Source organism: Flavicella marina, from assembly GCF_009193215.1.
GTDB lineage: Bacteria > Bacteroidota > Bacteroidia > Flavobacteriales > Flavobacteriaceae > Flavicella > Flavicella marina.
Genome location: NZ_VYVA01000001.1, coordinates 700,306 through 717,804, shown reverse-complemented (window position 1 = coordinate 717,804; position 17,499 = coordinate 700,306). Strand labels below are relative to the sequence as shown.

Below are 17,499 nucleotides of genomic sequence, written 5' to 3'. Positions count from 1 at the left end.
GGGGTTTATCCATAAAATCAGGGAAAACAAATGTCTTATTTGAGTTGTTTCCTATTTAGAATTTAAAATGAAAAACTACTTGTCTTGTCAATGAGAATATGACATCAAGTAGTTTTTTTAGTTTGCAGAAATACGCACAAATCATATGAGTTGTATTGAAAACCATTTGTTTGGGAGTTGTTTTGTCTTGTAAGGTAAATTGTATGAGGCATTTTTTAGAAGAAAAGTGTCAACCAAAACTAAACTCAAACTAAAATGAACAAACAACAACCAATTAAAAAACTGCTGTTTTTTATGATAATGGGATTATTGCCATTATCAGTTTTTTCGCAAACTGTAACAATTGATCAAAGTGTTCAAAGATTTTTAGGTAGTACCTCTGAATTAGATAGAACAAAGTACTTTACGATTCACTCAAGTACAACTTCAGATCCAGAAATGAACAATTTTTACTCAACGTATAATGTGAGTAGAGGTAGAGGATTCTGGGGACCATATTCTTATGCTAACAATCAAACGGGTACAGTTGGTAATTATCCTGCTTATAAAACTGGAGGTACAGAAGTTCGTAATGTGTCTCGATTTATTTCAACTGAACATCCAAAAAGTGTTATAAGGTATGATTTAGATAAAGTTGCCGCTGCCAATTGGGCAGTAGAATATTGGAAAGATTTTGTGAACGACGCGGGAAGGCCTGAGTTTTTTGAACCTATGAACGAACCCTTCGTCCATTCTGATGATGCCGAATTTGCCGCGCAGCAACCTGATGGAAATCTTATGAGAATACGGATGGCTGAATGGTTTTCAGAAATAGGAAAAAAAATGCACCAAGCACCAGAATTAGCTAACATGAAAATTATTGGTTATGCGAGCGCATGGCCATCGATGGAATTATGGGATTTTGGACATTGGAACAATCGAATGAAAATGTTTATTGATAAAGCTGGTGCAAATATGGATGCCTTCTCAGTGCATCTGTACGATGGTATCAATGTAACAGGCCAAGATAACTTTAGATCAGGGAGTAATTCAGAAGCTATATTAGATTTGATAGAAGCTTACAGTTATATCAAATTAGGTACAGTTAAAGATCATGCGATTACAGAATATGGTGGTATTGCAAGCGGTTATGGATCTACTTATTCTGATACAGAAAGTGCACAGACGGTGAAATCATTTAACAATATTTTGTTTAATCTATTAGAAAGAGAGGACAAAATGGCAATTTCAATTCCCTTTGCAACTGATAAATCAACATGGCATTTAACTGCAGCAAATAATTATCAACCGTATGGAGCAGTTTTGTTACGACCAACAAATTTAGGAGGTGCAACTCCTTCTGGTTGGACCTATACACCTAAAATTTATTTTTATGATTTATGGAAAGAGTTTAAAGGAAAGCGTGTCGCAGTAAACTCTGATAATCCAGATATTCAAGCGCAAGCATTTGTTGATGGTAAAAAAATGTATGTTGCCTTAAATAACTTAGATACATCCAATAAAACAATTCAATTGAATTTCGATGATGCTTTTTCAGGTTTTCAAAATGTAAGGGTAAAAAAGCTGAAGGTTTATGATAGTCAAAATCCAGTTTTTACTAATACACTAGAAACATCAGCACCGTCAAGTATGACATTAATTGGAGGTGAAACAGTAACATTGGAGTATACATTTTCTAATAATATAGCTTTTGATAATGCGATAAGAAGTAAAAAATATTATACGTCAAAATATTTACAAGCGATTACAAATGGTAATCAGATGGATTTTTCATTTAATGGTGTTGAAACAGGTACGGGTAAAGCCACATTGCGAATGTCAATAGGTAGAAAACATGAGATGTCTAAATCTCCCGTGGTTAAAGTAAACGGAACTGTAGTTGCCGTGCCTAATAATTGGAAAGGTTACGATCAAAGTACCAGAAGTGATTTCTTTGGAACTATTGAAATACCTGTTCCTATGAATTTAATTCAAGCGAATAACACAGTTAGTGTTACTTTTTCAGATAACGGAGGACATGTGTCATCACTTATTTTACAAGTAGAAAAATACGATACGGCTGTGATTACCGATCAAACCGCTTATCCTAATGGTGTTCCTCATGCTGTTCCGGGTTCCATTTTGCTTAAAAATTATGATAATGGAGGAGAAGGAGTTGCTTATCACGATACTACGAATGGAAATTCAGGGGGTTTATATCGTACTAATGAAAAAGTAGATTTAGGATCTGGTGACGGAGATACCGTTGTGGGATGGACAGTAGCTGGTGAATGGCAGGAATATACTGTAAATGTAGCCACTGAGGGACAGTATTTGTTAGATTTGAGATATTCAGCTCCAAATAACGGAGGAAATGTAAACATTTCTTTTGATGGGATAAATAAAACAGGAAGTATGGCATTACCTGCTACTGGAAATTGGACAACCTATTCCAATGTAACAAAGTCAGTTTCTCTAGTAGCTGGAGAACAGGTATTGAGAGTAAATACAGAAGCTGCTGGGATAAATTTGGCAAATATTAATCTGACACTTCAGGCTGCGGCAGTCAATACTATAAACTTAACAGCTCCAACGACAATTGCACCTGCTAGTACTTACACCGTAAGTGTGGCTTATGAAGCTTCTCAGTCTAGAGATGTTGTGGTTGAACTTTGGAATTCAGGTTGGTTGGGACAAGCAACAGTTACGGTACCCCAAGGTACAGGAGTTACAGATGTTACCATTAATTTAGCGACTCCAACTATAATTGGATCTGGGTATAGTTGGAAATCAAGTATCAGACCTGTTGGAGGAGATTGGACTACAAGTTTGGCTACGGATAATAGCATTACTGGGGTTTCGGTAGCTGCGATTCCGTCAGTAGATACAATTGATTTAGAAGCTCCTTTCGCCATAAATCCGTCGAACACTTATACAATAGCAGTAACATATCAGGCATCTCAATCGAGAGATCTTGTTGTTGAATTTTGGGATTCAGGATGGCTTGGTCAAGCTACCAAAACGGTTCCAGCAGGAAGTGGAACAACTAACATAAGTGTTCCGTTATCTAACGTGCCAGCGGTTGGTACAGACTATAGGTGGAAGTCAAGTATTAGACCTGTCGGAGGAGATTGGACTACCGCAATAGCATCAGATAACAGTATGACGAATGTTGCTGTTATTGAAGGTAATACTGATGCAGTTTTATGTGGAAATATGCCAAGTGTTATTGGCTCAAGTACTTCATACACCGTTGATCTTCCATACTCAGCAACGCAAACTAGAGATGTTGTGGTTGAGCTTTGGAATTCAGGATGGTTAGGTTATGGTTCAACTACCGTTAATTCAGGAACAGGTGTAGCAACAATAAATGTAAATGTTACGAATGCTCCTGTGGTAGCAAATAATTATTTATGGAAAGCAAGTATCAGACCTGTTGGTACAAATTGGACATCAAATATAGATGCTTGTACTCAAAATGGAGTATCTGTAAATTCTTCAGCTAAAAACGTTGGAAAACAACTGATTTCTGAAGAAACTTCTGCTATCTTGAATGAAACAAAAGTTTTTCCGAATCCCTTTACAGATGTGATTCATGTTTCTTTAGAACAAGAACATTTATTCGAAAAAGTATCATTAATAGATATACATGGTCGAGTACGATTAACTGCCTCGATAGCAGGTAAAACGAATTTAGAAATACATACACAAGAATATAGTTTAGTGTCAGGAATATATTATTTAAAACTAACAGGTAATGAAAATCAAAAAATCATAAAGATTACTAGTAAATAATTGTATTTTATATTGGAAGGTCAGTGAGAAATCACTGACTTTTTTTTGTATAGTTATTTTTAAAATTATGTTAAGTGTTTGTATAGGGTAAATCTAGTTCTCTAAGTAGCTACTATGGTAACTTGCATATCTAAATTTTGTTGAGAAATCGACGAATTTCACTAATCAAACTAAAAACAGAAATATGTCAGTTAGGTATGAAAAAATGATGTCTTTGACAGGAATCGAAACATCAAATAAATCAAAGGAAGAATTAGAGCTTTTGTTTAAAAAAGTATTGAACAAAGGAATGCATGGTTTGTGCTTCAGCCCCTATGAGGAAGGACAGCAACCAGGTGATATTCTTACGGAAGCTCAGATTCGTAGAAGGTTAGAAATAATAAAACCGTATACGAAATGGATTCGATCTTTTTCGTGTACAGATGGAAATGAAATGATTCCAGAAATTGCACATGAATTAGGAATGAAAACGATGGTGGGTGCTTGGCTTGGTGATGATCCAGAAATAAACAAAAAAGAAATAGAGAATCTTATCACGATTGCTAATGAAGGCCATGTAGATTTAGCGGCAGTAGGTAATGAGGTTTTGTATAGAGGAGATCTTGAGGAAGAGGAATTACTTGCTTTTATTCATCAAGTAAAAAATGCAATACCAGATGTTCCTGTGGGCTATGTTGATGCCTATTATGAGTTTGAGCAGAAACCTAGAATAACAGATGCTTGTGATGTTATTTTTGCCAATTGTTACCCTTATTGGGAAGGATGTAGTATGGAATACTCATTGCTTTACATGAAAGAAATGTATGCAAGAGCTGTAAAAGCAGCAAATGGGAAAAAGGTAATTGTATCGGAGACAGGTTGGACAAATAAAGGGCAAACCTTTCATGGTGCGGTACCTTCTTATGAAAATGCTATTAAATATTTTATAAATGCCCAAAAATGGTCAGCTGAAGAGGATATTGATTTGTTTTATTTTTCTTCATTCGATGAGTCATGGAAAACTGGAGCCGAAGGTGATGTAGGAGCGTACTGGGGATTATGGGATAAAGATGAAAACTTAAAATTTTAGACAAAATAAAAAAACACCTCATTTGAAAAAATGGGGTGTTTTTTTATTTATGAATACTAGGTTTATTATAATTTTCCTCTACGCTTTACTAATACTTCTTTAATTTCTCTTGCTCTTTTTTCATCTAAACTATAACTCCACATTACCCAAACAGCTAGAGCAGCTGTTATTGCAGGAATAATGATATCTGCAAGTCTTAACTTGGTCAAGGTTTCTGCTGTTTGCATGGCTGCATTTTGATCAAACCCTACAATCTTTAAGACCAAACCACCTAACACCAAGGCTAAGGCTTGTCCAAGTTTTACCATCCACCAATATATCGCACCAAAAGTACCTTCCTTTCTAGGCATTCCATTCTCTAGTTCGTCTAAATCGCAAACATCGGCAGTCATACTCATCATTAAGGTAAATAGACCTCCAATACCAAAAGATATGAAAGGGATTGGCATAAACAGTAACCAAGGCATATCAGGATCGAACCCCCACCATTTTAGAATATATCCAACAATTGAAATTAGTGTTGAGTATATAAATGCTTTTCGTTTTCCAAATTTATTAGACATCCAAGAAACTACCGGTATTACAAGAAAAGCAGTAACAAACGCCATTACAGTTGAAAACCAAGCAGGCCAAGTACCAGCCAACCCATAGTCACCGTTAAACATAAAGAATACAATGATGAAAAAACTGAAAGAGGCAACCAATTGAAATCCATTGAAAACTAAAAAGGTAGCACCACAGAGTTTCATGAAAGGTTTGTTTTTCGATACTTGAACGATACCTTGAAACAAATCTTTAACGTTAGAAAACATGGTTTTGAATGTTATTTTCTTTCTGTTTTCCATATGTGCGGAATCAATTCCTTTGCAAAATAAAGCAGGTAGCAATCCAAGAACGATACAAATAGAACCCACGATAACGGATAGTTTTTGAACTCCGATGGCTTGTGTTTCGAATATGTTTGGATTCGCAATTAATACCCAAAACCAAGGAACAATCATCCAAGCGATTTGACCAATGATCTGAGAAAATGCCATCAATCTAGTCCTTTCGTTATAGTCAGAAGTCATCTCATAACCAAGTCCGATTAAGGGTGTGGCAAACATGGTATTTCCGATTAAAAACACCATAGACAAAATTAAGAAATACCAAAAGTTGAACATTTGTGAATTTTCAGGGTCTAGTTGCCACAGAACAGCAAAAAGAACTCCACTAGCAATGGCTCCTATAAAAATATAAGGTCTTCTGCGTCCCCATTTTGATTTTGTGTTGTCAGAAATAAAACCCATGATAGGATCTGTAATTGCATCAAATATCCTAGGAAGTCCTCCCAAGAGACCTGCTAAAAATGGATCCATACCGAAGGCAGTTAGAAGAAAGAACATAAAAATAGCAAGAGACCCAGGTAGTAAGTTTAATACTAGATGACCCGCTCCAAAGGCAACTTTTTGTCCAATTGGTACAATATCTTCGGGTGCTGTTGTTGGTTTTTTCATAAGTGTAGTTTAGGTTATGTTAAAAATCGTGGTTAATGATTTTTAGAAACTGTATGGTATTTTTCTTTTACGATGTAATAGGCTTGTTTCGGTGACCTTTCAATTGTAACAATACCCCAATATTCTTCATTTGGTGTACCGTCATACGGGACTCCGCTACTATTTGGAGCCCATCCTCCTGGGTCTAGTTGATTGTTATTACCCGCTTTCCATAGTTCATCCACGAAGGCAAATAGTGTAACACCAGAACAAATATTTTCATTGTTGAAAACACTTTTTAATATGTTTTTAGTAGCATTGGCTTGTGCTTTCTCATTGACTCCCTTAGCGTAGTTTAGTTTTTCAATCGTCATATAACTATCAGCACCAGCTTCCGATAAATACATCGGTTTATCAGAGATAGATTCCCATTCAGAGAATAATTTTTCTGGGTTATCCCAACGGTATACATTCATGCCCCAAACATCAATACTTGGCGACAACTCCAATGCCAAAGCATCTGGTAATTCGCCATGGGCAGTTGTGACAGGATGCGTTTGATCGATTTTTTTTATTTCATACGCAGCATTGTTCATCGCGTTATACCAGTTTTTTATAGCCCCATCGAACCATTCAGGATGATAGTTGTATTCATTGCCAAGTTCCCACATCAAGATTGCAGGATGGGTTTTAAATTTTTCTATATACTGTAAAAAGCTTCCTGAAAGTATATCATAATTGCCATTTTGGTTGTATCCAAATCCAATGATGATTTTCATATTGGCTTGATGAATCTTATCTAAAACTGTCTTGTCATGAATAGGTTGGTACACACGTATTGTATTGATGTGTGCTTCTTTCATGAGTTTTAAATCGGTCTCTAAATTGGAAAAACTTCTGCTGTCTTCGCCTTTAGAAACAGGATGATAGCAAATACCTCTGATACTATATGGTTGGTTGTTAACAAGGATAGATCTCTTATGAACCGAGATTTTATCTTGAGTTTTATCTTCACCACAACTAACAAAGCTGAAGCAGATCACTAGAATTATGTAAATGAGTTTCTTCTGCATGTTTATTAATAATGTAATTGTTCAGAATAATTTTCTGGTAATTGAACTTGGTTTAATAGTGTTTCAAGATTTCCATCATAAGTTTTTTTGATAGAATATCCATTTCTTGAAAGCCCTTCAAATTTTTTTTGATCTACTAAATCCCATAAAGCATATTTTGCTTCTCCGTTTAGTGTGAATAATCCAAAATGATTCTCTGATCCTCCTGGGTTATTTGCATCTTTCCATGGTTCATCAAAAGCTTCAAAATAGAAACAGGATATGTTTTTAGAGTTTGTCCATTCCCTCATAAGGTTGTAATAGATAGCTTCTTTGTATTCGTCTGTGGCCTTAGATCCTTCATTCCCATAGAGTTCATTTGAGTAACTAGCCCATCCTGTTTCACCAATGTGTATGGGTTTGTTCGCGCCAATGTTTTGCATATAGTTTTTTACCCTTTCATATTGTGAAATAGCGTAATTTTTGGACCTTGACATCAGGGAGTCAATTTTATGAATTGATGTTAGTTTAGATTCATCGTTTTCCAAGCCCCAAAATATTGGATGGTAATGCGTGTCATGCATAGGATAGGTATGCATAGAAATATAATCAACAGCATGAATCAGATTATTTAAATCTTCTGTGTGGTATTCTCCGTCACCTCCACCCCAAGAGGCAAAATTATCGGAACTTGTAATCCAAATATCTGAGGGTAATTCACCTGATTTTTTTAACTCTTGCAAATGATTTACCCATTTTAATATTACATTCGGTTGTACATAATAGCTCGTAGCCCATTTCACCATGGCTTCATTTCCAACAGCAATTACTTTTACGATATCTGCATGTTTATTAGCCAGGGAAACGGCTCTGTTTATTTCATCTTGGTTGAATTCACTTTCTTGATTATGGTCAACTGGGTATTCTGTCCAGGCATTTTTACAATCAATCCAAGCTCCAAGCATTACATACATTTCAAAACTTTCATCTTCTTTTTTTAATTCTGTAATGGCTTGTAAAATGTTTTTTGCTTGATCTAGTTGAACATTATAGGTTCTGATAATTTTTACTCCCATAGCAGCAAGAATTTTCATATCCTCTTTTAGCTCATTGAGATTGGGTTGAAAGGTCCTAGAGTTTTGACGATACCCTCCATAAGACATCGCTAAGTATTCTGGATTTCCTAATATTTCTGAAGCAGTTTTATTCATGGTTTTATGCTTATATGAACATCCTAAAAGAGAAAAACTAATAAGTACAATAAGAAGTGATTTATTAATAATTCGCATTTATGTAAAATTTATTTAGTGATTGATACGGTTATCTGCTCAATCTCTCCAGAACGACTAAAGAGTTTATTGCTTAGGTTTTGTTCAAGTTCTCTTTCGTTGAGAGTGATATTTTGTTTGTTTGCAAGTGTAATTTCAATGCAATTTTGGTCACTCAATTTATAGATAATTGGTGTTTGACAGTAAGTAAAACAAAGAGCGTTTTTTTCAATAAGTAATTCTTTATAAGCTCCATTAATATTTTTGTACTTAAAGTTTTTAGCTTCTTTTAAAAACTCTTCTTTACGCAACATAGTTGGTCTAAAACCTATTTTTCCATTCTTAACATAAATACCTAGTTCACCGAATCTACTTAATACATCTTCTTTTACTTGCCCTGTCATTCCAGGTTGCTGTGCTCCTTTTCCTCCAGGAGTATGTGAATAAGGATCGGTAGGGAATGCTCCATATAATTCAGGAGATTTGTGTACTCCGATTCCTTCGTTGGCTTCATAGTAATGGTCAAATAATCTTCCGATTATTTTTGAGTCTTCTTGCTTTTCAACAGCAACTAGACAGGTTTCTTGAATACTTAAAACTAATTTTGATACCATGTGCCAATAGATGGATCCTAAACCTTCGTAACCAAAGAAAGTGCCCGATCTACCTGTAAAAGATTTGTGATCAAAAATTTGTTCAAAGGATTGTAATAGGTAATCTGTATCTTTTTCTACAAGTGCGTTATAGCTTTCAGGTAATTCATTTAAGGCTGATTTTAAGCTATCTGCATTGTTAAAGTTTGCATTAAAATGGAAGTTTCCATTAGCGTCTTTTGCAACAATTGTTGAGTTGCCATCATTTAGAAGCTGAGCTAATAGTTCTGAATTGTTAATGATAGTCTTGGAAATATTATTTTTTAAAGAAAATCTTGGAAGGTCTTTGTTTGGATATAAAATATAGCTGTACTGATCTTCTCGAAATAGGGCGCTATTTTTTAAGGCATCTAACAATTCTAAAGAACTTTGTCCTGAAATAAAACCAGAACTTAAAACAGCCACTTGACCTTCTAGCATTTCTGGTAGATAGGAAATAGATATCTCATTGTCGTTCTCAATGGTCATTAAATTATAAGAATGGTATAGATTGTCTTTCCTTTTATTTGCGACGATTGTTTGATCTAAATATTCTTTAGTAAGTGCAAAGAAATTTAATAGTTCTGATTTCGTAATTGATTTTTTATGACTTGTAAAACCATTTTCATAAATAGAATTTCTATAAGCACTTCCAGCACTTCCTAATCCATCTAAAACATTTTTTCTGTCAGCATCTGAGATAGTTGATTTTAGTATGTTTTTGTTCTCATCTAGACTTTTAACAACTTGAAGGAAAAACTGTACCAATTCTTCTGATACGTCATTGTTTTCATTCGTTGTTTTTTCTACAATTTCTTCGAAGAAATTTAAAAATCTTCTTAAGTAATAGAGGGTAACCATAGAAACTCCGTTTCCAACCAAAGCATTGTTTGCATCATTCCATTCAGGTCTTTGCGTATTCATCCAAATTCCCCCTTCAGGAATAAAATTAGAAACTTTTGCTAGCACAGTAGCCAATAATTTTTCAATCATATTTACTTTGTAAACAGAGTGAATTTTATCTGTAATTAAAGCTCCATCTGCGCCAAGCTGGTTTCTTCTTTGATTGATTTCATGATCTAGTTCCTCATCAAAAAGAATTGTGTCTTTTGAGTTTTTCAGAATATCTTCGTAGCTTTTTATTTTATAAGGAACATTTGCATATACAAAAATCTCTTGCTTGAAGTACGTTTCTAATTTGTTTGGGTAATGATTTTCAATAAACTCTAAAAACTTAAGAAGGTAAATGATTTGATGATCTCCCCAATACCCAATATAAGACCAAGGATCATTAGGTTCAATAATTTCCCAATCAAAACCATCTTTGGTAACTCTATAGGGGTTGTATCCATCAAAAGTAGTAGCATTCAAAAATTTGTGAATCATACTATCAATGAATTCTGGATAGGAGTGAGCAAGGGCCTCCCAATTTTGAAAAATATCTCTCCAATTCCCTTCGTAATCTAATATTTTGGTTCCATCATCACTTGTTGTGTTGATTGAAAATTTGTTCCAAGGTCTACTAGGATCTCCATGTCTTCGGCTAAATTTTAATGGCATATACTCAAATGCCAGTCTTATAAAATTTTTGTCTCTATCGTTTTCTGCAAATTCTTTTAAAAATTTTAGTGTAAAAATTTCAGGTAGTTGCTTCAGAACTTCCTCTCTTTTTTTGAAAACTTTTTTGTTCGCCTTTGAGATGTATTTGATAAAATCTTGCTTTTCTATATTGTAGTCATTGTCAAAAATTCCACCTCTCATGATGTTGAAAAGTGTGTTTGAGAAATGTCTTGTGTTTCTCAATTTATCTGCAGATAATTGAAGTCCATCAGAAGTTGAGGTTAGGTCGATTAAATTTTGGGTTCCTTGTTCAATATCGAGTTGTAAAACTTCAGAAAGATTTTTATCGGATTTAATCAAATTAGAGATTTCGATGATATTTACCATGGTTTGGTTTACATTGGCAATTATCATCCACTCTTTTTGTTCTTCTGGGTACAGTTCAATTTCGGTAGAAACGAAATAGGCACCTTTTTCAGCTTTTATATCTTCCTCTTGATGTAGTTCTTTTCCTTTTCTAAAATTATTTAGTTGGGAAGATGAAATAAGATATGTTGGATTGTCAAGACCCGTTGACCAAGCTATGTTTGCTTTTAACGCCTCACTTGGCTCTGCTTTGTCTACTATAATTGCACTTAAAGCATAGATTCCTAAACCTATTTCTGCTTCTAATTCACTTTTTTTATAAGCATCAACCAGATTACTTCGACTGTTTTGTAAATCTGTAGTTACTCCTGCCGGAATTATGTTTTGAATTCCATCAATAAGTTTTATGCTGATGGAATCAGTCGAGTTGTTGATTAAGCTAGATTTTTTTACAAACCCATATTGATTGCTTGAATTCCATTGGTACCTAAAGGTAACACCAAGGTCGATATTAATTTCTTCAAAAATAACTTTATTTCCAAAGCTGTTTTTGTAGAGGTTACGCTGCGTGTTATACAGTCCTTCTTGTCTTATAGAAAAAGGTTCCCAAAGAAAATTATTTTCATTTTTTTGGATAAGAAAAATTGATTTGCTTCCTGTGATATCAGCCGATTCAGTAATTTTATCATCTGTGTAATATGGAAATAAGGCAAATTCTGAATTTTTTCTTCCAGCTGTTAAACCACCATTACTAGAAATAAACATCCAATGATTAGAGTCGCTTACGATACTCATAAAAAATGGGCGCATTTCATCACTATTCGTAATTTTATAATATTTTTCGTTTTCAAAAGAAATCAATTTACCTTCAATTTCAGCAGTTTTTACAGAGGCTTTTTTGCTTTCTAAGTTGATGTCAGTAGTTTTCATTATATGTGTTTAAAAACAGCAGGTATAAAACTGCTGTTATGAGTTATTCAATTAAAAATGGAATATTCGTGGTTGCCACATTGTTGTCTTCATCATTCGCATAGACGAATAATCTGTAGGCACCCTTGTTTGGAGTTTTAAATTCAAATTTTCCTTCGTTGTTTTTCAATACTTCAACTTTAATTTCAATAGGTTTTTGTTCTAAATCCCCGCCATCTTTTAAATCCGTACTTTCTTTTAATACTTCCCAGGTATAAGTAATTTTATCATTGTCAGGGTCTTCTACAATGATGGATGCAGTTGCTGAAGTATTGGATTTTAATTTGATATTATGATAAGCTGTTTTTCCATTCAGGTGAAAGCTTTTTACTCGTGGTGATCTATTTTCTGGCCATTTATCATTCCAGATATAATGCATCACATCTACCGATTCGGTTTCTTCTCCTTTTGCAGAGAATATGCCATACCATGTAGGTGTTCTTTCTTGTTTTTGCCCCCAAAGAAAAACATAAGAGCCTAAACATTGTGTTTTGTCTACAGCGATTGCTTTATTGTATCTGTCTAAATACTTAGCAGCTTTAATTGTACTGTTTTCTTCAATAGGTGCTCCCCATTCGGTTGTCGGAACTTCCCAGTGACCCGTCGCACCCCATTCTGTTACAATATAAGGGCCTGTCCAACCGAACTTCTTAATTCTCATAGGTAGTTCTGGTAAATCTGCATACAATTGAATAGATAATACATCTAAATCTTCACACCTGTTTTTGATTAGGTCAACTTCTTTTTGTTGAATTCCCGCAAGGGTGGTAGTAGTTAAATGATTAGGGTCTATTTCGTGTATCATTTTTGAAATATCGTTCACTGCGTCCCAAACTTTAGGGTTCGTATGATGTAAATTCAATTCATTTCCGATAGCCCAAATGAGTAGCGCAGGATGATCTTTTAATTCTAATACTTCGGCTTTAACCCGATCAAACTGTTCTTGTACAGCAGTGGAATCATTATAATCAAACCCTTGTCGTTCTCTGCCAATTTCGATCCCCATTGTAACATAGAGACCTTTGCTATATGCACTGTCTAACACTTCTTTTCCGGATTGTTTTCCATTATTAGTTCTCCAAGTTCTGAAAGAATTTGCATTGTGATTTGCAAGTGCATCGATCGCTCCAAATTCTAATCCCGCACCTTTGATATAAAAAGGTTCATTGTTTACTTTGAGTTTGAAAGATCCATTTAAGTTTTCAATGGTAACTTTTGCAGGTTGCATTTGCTGCGATTTGCTTGTTGAGCCTACCAATAGAAAAACAGTAAGTAATAAAATAGTATGTAATGTTTTCATTTAATGCTGTATTAATAGGTTTTCAATTTCTTCTAAACTTTTTCCTTTAGTTTCTATCACAAACTTGTAAACAAAAACTAAAGAAAGAAGAGCCATAATGGCGTAAATGGCAAACGTTAAAGTTGGCCCTAGGTTTGTAAGCTCCCAAGGGAAAAATTGTGTAACTGTATAACTAACAAGGGAGTTAAAGAATCCAACAACGGATATCCCAATACCTTTGATGTTTCCTGGGAAAATTTCAGATAACATTGTCCACATAACTGGTCCTAATGAAATGGCGAAAGCAGCTACGTATAATAATATTGCCAATAAAACTAATGTTGCATTGATTGTAATCAGATTTTTTATTTCATTTTGTTTAAATTCTTTTAGTTGAGGTATGTTTAGTAAAGGATCTACTGCTTTAAATAATTCGTTTTGAGAAGTATATTGAGATCCTTCTAAAGATGAAATTGCGGTATGAATTTCTGTGTTTTTAATTTTTTGTAAATTATTTTGATTGATTTCGTAAGTAGCATTGTTGAATGCAATTGTTGCCATTGAAAGCGCAACAGTCATGGTTGCAGTTCCAATAATTAATAAGGGTTTTCTACCCAACCTATCAATTAATACTATTGCTACAAAAGTGAACACCAAGTTGATTAGACCTACAACAATGGCTTGTAAAAATGAAGTATCAGAGCTACCTCCTGCTTGTTCAAAAATAGTAGGTGCGTAATAAAAGATGGCATTGATTCCTGTAATTTGTTGAAAAAATGCAAGACCAAAAGCAATCAATAGAATTTTACTAAACTTGCTTTTAAATAGGTCTGAAATAGTTCCTGTTGTTGTTTTTTTATCTTTTCCTTTTATTATTTCTTCAATTGTTTCAGTGGCAAATTCTTTTCCCCCAATTTTTATGAGTATGGTTTCTGCTACAGCTATTTTGTTGAGTTTTTGAATCAGCCATCTAGGACTTTTCGGAACACCAAAAAGAGCAAGAAAATAAATGATTGCGGGTATAGCTTCAACACCTAACATCCATCTCCAGCTTTCACCGTCAATGTCTTTTAAATAATAATTTGAAAAGTAGGCTACAGAAATACCTAAAACTATGTTGAGTTGATTCAATGATACCAAACTACCTCTGAGTTTCGGTGGTGCAATTTCTGCGATATAGATAGGTGCGATCAAAATTGCCGCGCCAATACCAATTCCTCCAATAATTCTGGCAATTATAAATACATAATATGCCGTGGCCAAAGCCGACCAAATTGCAGAGACTGTAAATAAAATTGCAGTGAGGATCAATATGATTTTTCTTCCGTATTTATCACTTAATGGTCCTGCAAAAATATTTCCTATCATTGCTCCAAATATCACGCAACCAACAGAAAAACCTAATTCCCAGTCCGACATTTCAAAATAATTTCTTATACCTCCTACAGCTCCAGAAATAACGGCACTGTCAAATCCCAATAAGAATCCGCCTAAGGCGACTATAAAACTGATGGTAATGGTATAAGATTTTTGCATGGTTGAAAAGTTTATTAATTCGTGTGGTTGTTCGGTGTCAAAATAATTGATTGAATTGAGTGAGCAATTGCATTCGTACTAGCTGTTTTTCCTGCTAATTCAATGCTGAAACTTTGATCAAGATTACCTTGATTCATAACAACGATAACAATGCTATTGTCTTTGTTTATAAAAGCAGTTGAAAGTATTTGATTTCCGCTGGATACACTAGAAATTCTTTTAGCTCCAGGTCTAATGAATTTTGAAAAATGGCCGATATAGTAGAAAGAATTTGTGAATATCAATTTTCCAGTCTCAGTGTTTCCATGCACGGGTGAAAAACATAAATTCCCAACATGATTCGGTCCACCATTTTGATCCAAAAGAATATTCCAATCAGTCCAACCTACAGTTCCATTGTTGAAATCATTGATCATGGATTTACCATAGCGTTCTGCTAATTTCGGATCTTCGTTTATTATTCTATTGATATCATAACTTTCATTACAGCCTTCTGTAAAGAGTAGCTTTTTGTCTGGGTATGCTTCTTGTACGTTTTTTACTTGGTCAAACATAGGTTTTCCATCTTTCCAATCTTCATACCAATGAAATCCTGATCCCCAAGCGTATTTCGATGCTTCAGGGTCGTCAAAAATAGTATTAGCTCTTTGAAATAGTAAATCTCTATTGTGGTCCCAAACAACTATTTTTTTATCTCCTAATCCTTCGTTTTTTAAAGTCGGACCTAAGTTGTTTTTTAAAAAATCTCTTTCTTCTTCAGCAGTATAAATACAGGATTCCCAAATTTGTTTTGCCATAGGTTCGTTTTGTATGGTCAATCCCCAAATAGGAATTCCTTCTTTTTCATAAGCTTTGATAAACTTGGCATAATAATTTGCCCATGGTTGGTAAAATTCTTTTTTTAATTTTCCTCCCAACAGCATATTGTTGTTCGTTTTCATAAATGCTGGAGGACTCCATGGACTTACATAAAAGGTGAGTTTACCCCCGGCTTTCTTGATTGCCTTTTTTATGAATGGTATTCTAAGTTCTTTATCTTGCTCAATAGAAAAAGTTTTAAGTTTAGTATCTCCTTCTTGTATATAGGTAAAGCTTTTTGAACCAAAATCACAACTGTGAATTGATGTTCTTCCTAGACTATAACCAATGCCTTTGTCTTTATCAAAGTAACTTTCTAAAACTTTTTCTTGTGCGTTTTTTGGCAGTTTAGAAAAAGTTTCAGCAGATGCATCTGTTAAGGCTCCACCAATCCCAAGTAAAGTTTGAAATTGTCTTTTAGGGTTCACTACAATAACTACATCAGTTTCTGTCGCTTGTTGAAAATCAGAAAACGAAATTTTATCAGTTTTCGTAAGTTTCAAATCGCTTTTGTGTGCTGTGGTATATATGTTTGTTGTATAGTCGATTGAGGTTTTCTTAGGTTTTGAAAAAAATAGAAACAACAGTAAAACTGGAGCACAAATCGTCAATAGAACGTTTTTTTTATGTAAAAAAAATGCCATAATTGTTAGGTTAAATAATGTACTAAGAGTTGACTAAGTAAAAAGTGGGAGATTTTTGATCCCCGCACTTTTTTGCTTAACCAAACTTAATTTTAAGTTTATGTAATCGGTTATTGATAGACTCTGACGTAATCAATTTCCATGGTGCTTTCGGTAAAAGAAGAAGGAATGTTTCCTCCTAGGTCTCCACCCATCGCAATATTTAAGATTAAAAATTGTTTAGCCGTGTAGGGCCAGTTGTTTGTGTTTTTGTCAGAAGGGTTGTATGTAAAGTGTTCCACACCATCTACTGTAAATTCAATTTTTTCTGGCGTCCATAAGATTCCATATACATGAAATTCTGAAGTAGCATCTTGAATGTATTGTTCTTCACCAAAATATCCACCTCCATGACCAGCATTATTATGTATGGCACTAGAAGTCCATCCGGGTCTATTACCAACATGTTCCATAATATCGATTTCACCACATTCAGGCCATCCTACTGTGGTAATGTTGTCACCGAGCATCCATATTGCAGGCCAAGTACCACCTCCATCCGGAAGTTTTGCACGTACTTCTACTTTTCCATAAACAAAACTAAACTTGTCTTGAGTAAGCATTCTAGTAGAAGTGAATTCTGCACCACGATAATTTTCTCTTCTCGCAGTTATTTTTAACAATCCGTCTTCAATGATTACATTATCAGGGTCGTTGAATTTGTAGTATTGTTTTTCGTTATTACCCCAACCATTGTCTCCAACATTATAGGTCCAATTGTCTGAACAAGGACTTCCATCTTCATTAAACTCATCTGCCCAAATTAAGACATCGTAGTTTCCGGTAGGAGTGAGGCCTGTTGTTGCCGGGCAAGTTGAATCTTCTGAAGGAGGTGTGATCACAACTTCTTCGTTTTCGTTGCCAGAACAAGAGCAGTTAAGCAGTAAAAATGAGAATGAAAGAATGATAAATGGTCTAAACATATTTTAAGAATTTTAGTGAAAACTCCACGTTTAAAAACGTGGAGTTTATTAAATA

At 34.5% G+C, this 17,499-nt stretch carries 10 protein-coding genes; 2 read left to right on the top strand and 8 right to left on the bottom strand.

What is annotated here, in order from left to right:
- Window positions 1-255 precede the first annotated feature (255 nt).
- Window positions 256-3,774 carry a carbohydrate-binding protein gene (locus F6P99_RS02850; RefSeq protein ID WP_152285921.1) on the top strand — a complete coding sequence of 1,173 codons (3,519 nt, stop codon included), beginning with the start codon at window positions 256-258 and terminating at the stop codon, window positions 3,772-3,774.
- Window positions 3,775-3,958: 184 nt separating this feature from the next.
- A complete protein-coding gene (locus F6P99_RS02845; protein WP_152285920.1) occupies window positions 3,959-4,843 on the top strand; it encodes a glycoside hydrolase family 17 protein in 885 nt (294 codons plus the stop codon).
- Window positions 4,844-4,908: 65 nt separating this feature from the next.
- Here the strand turns inward: F6P99_RS02845 and F6P99_RS02840 are convergent, their stop codons facing one another.
- The 8 genes from F6P99_RS02840 to F6P99_RS02805 all read right to left on the bottom strand — a co-directional run bounded on the left by F6P99_RS02840 (window position 4,909) and on the right by F6P99_RS02805 (window position 17,444).
- The gene (locus F6P99_RS02840) at window positions 4,909-6,339 is read right to left on the bottom strand and encodes an MFS transporter (RefSeq protein WP_152285919.1); all 1,431 of its coding nucleotides are present in this window, start codon (window positions 6,337-6,339) and stop codon (window positions 4,909-4,911) included.
- A gap of 32 nt (window positions 6,340-6,371) precedes the next feature.
- A complete protein-coding gene (locus tag F6P99_RS02835; protein WP_152285918.1) occupies window positions 6,372-7,391 on the bottom strand; it encodes a glycoside hydrolase family 2 TIM barrel-domain containing protein in 1,020 nt (339 codons plus the stop codon).
- A 5-nt stretch (window positions 7,392-7,396) separates the two neighbouring features.
- On the bottom strand, window positions 7,397-8,659 hold the full coding sequence (locus F6P99_RS02830; protein WP_152285917.1) for a glycosyl hydrolase family 17 protein: 1,263 nt from the start codon (window positions 8,657-8,659) through the stop codon (window positions 7,397-7,399).
- 11 nt (window positions 8,660-8,670) lie between these two features.
- Window positions 8,671-12,126: a hypothetical protein gene (locus tag F6P99_RS02825; protein WP_152285916.1), complete on the bottom strand. Its 3,456-nt coding sequence runs from the start codon at window positions 12,124-12,126 to the stop codon at window positions 8,671-8,673.
- Between the two features lie 43 nt (window positions 12,127-12,169).
- The gene (locus F6P99_RS02820) at window positions 12,170-13,465 is read right to left on the bottom strand and encodes a glycoside hydrolase family 2 TIM barrel-domain containing protein (protein ID WP_152285915.1); all 1,296 of its coding nucleotides are present in this window, start codon (window positions 13,463-13,465) and stop codon (window positions 12,170-12,172) included.
- Entirely contained in the window at window positions 13,466-14,995 is a 1,530-nt protein-coding gene (locus tag F6P99_RS02815; RefSeq protein WP_262884977.1) for a sugar porter family MFS transporter, read from the bottom strand.
- Window positions 14,995-16,482 (bottom strand): glycoside hydrolase family 30 protein, encoded by a 1,488-nt coding sequence (locus F6P99_RS02810; RefSeq protein ID WP_152285913.1) that lies wholly within the window; start codon window positions 16,480-16,482, stop codon window positions 14,995-14,997. Before F6P99_RS02810 ends, F6P99_RS02815 begins: the two co-directional genes overlap by 1 nt.
- Window positions 16,483-16,592: 110 nt before the next feature.
- Window positions 16,593-17,444 (bottom strand): glycoside hydrolase family 16 protein, encoded by an 852-nt coding sequence (locus tag F6P99_RS02805; RefSeq protein WP_152285912.1) that lies wholly within the window; start codon window positions 17,442-17,444, stop codon window positions 16,593-16,595.
- Window positions 17,445-17,499: the final 55 nt, after the last annotated feature.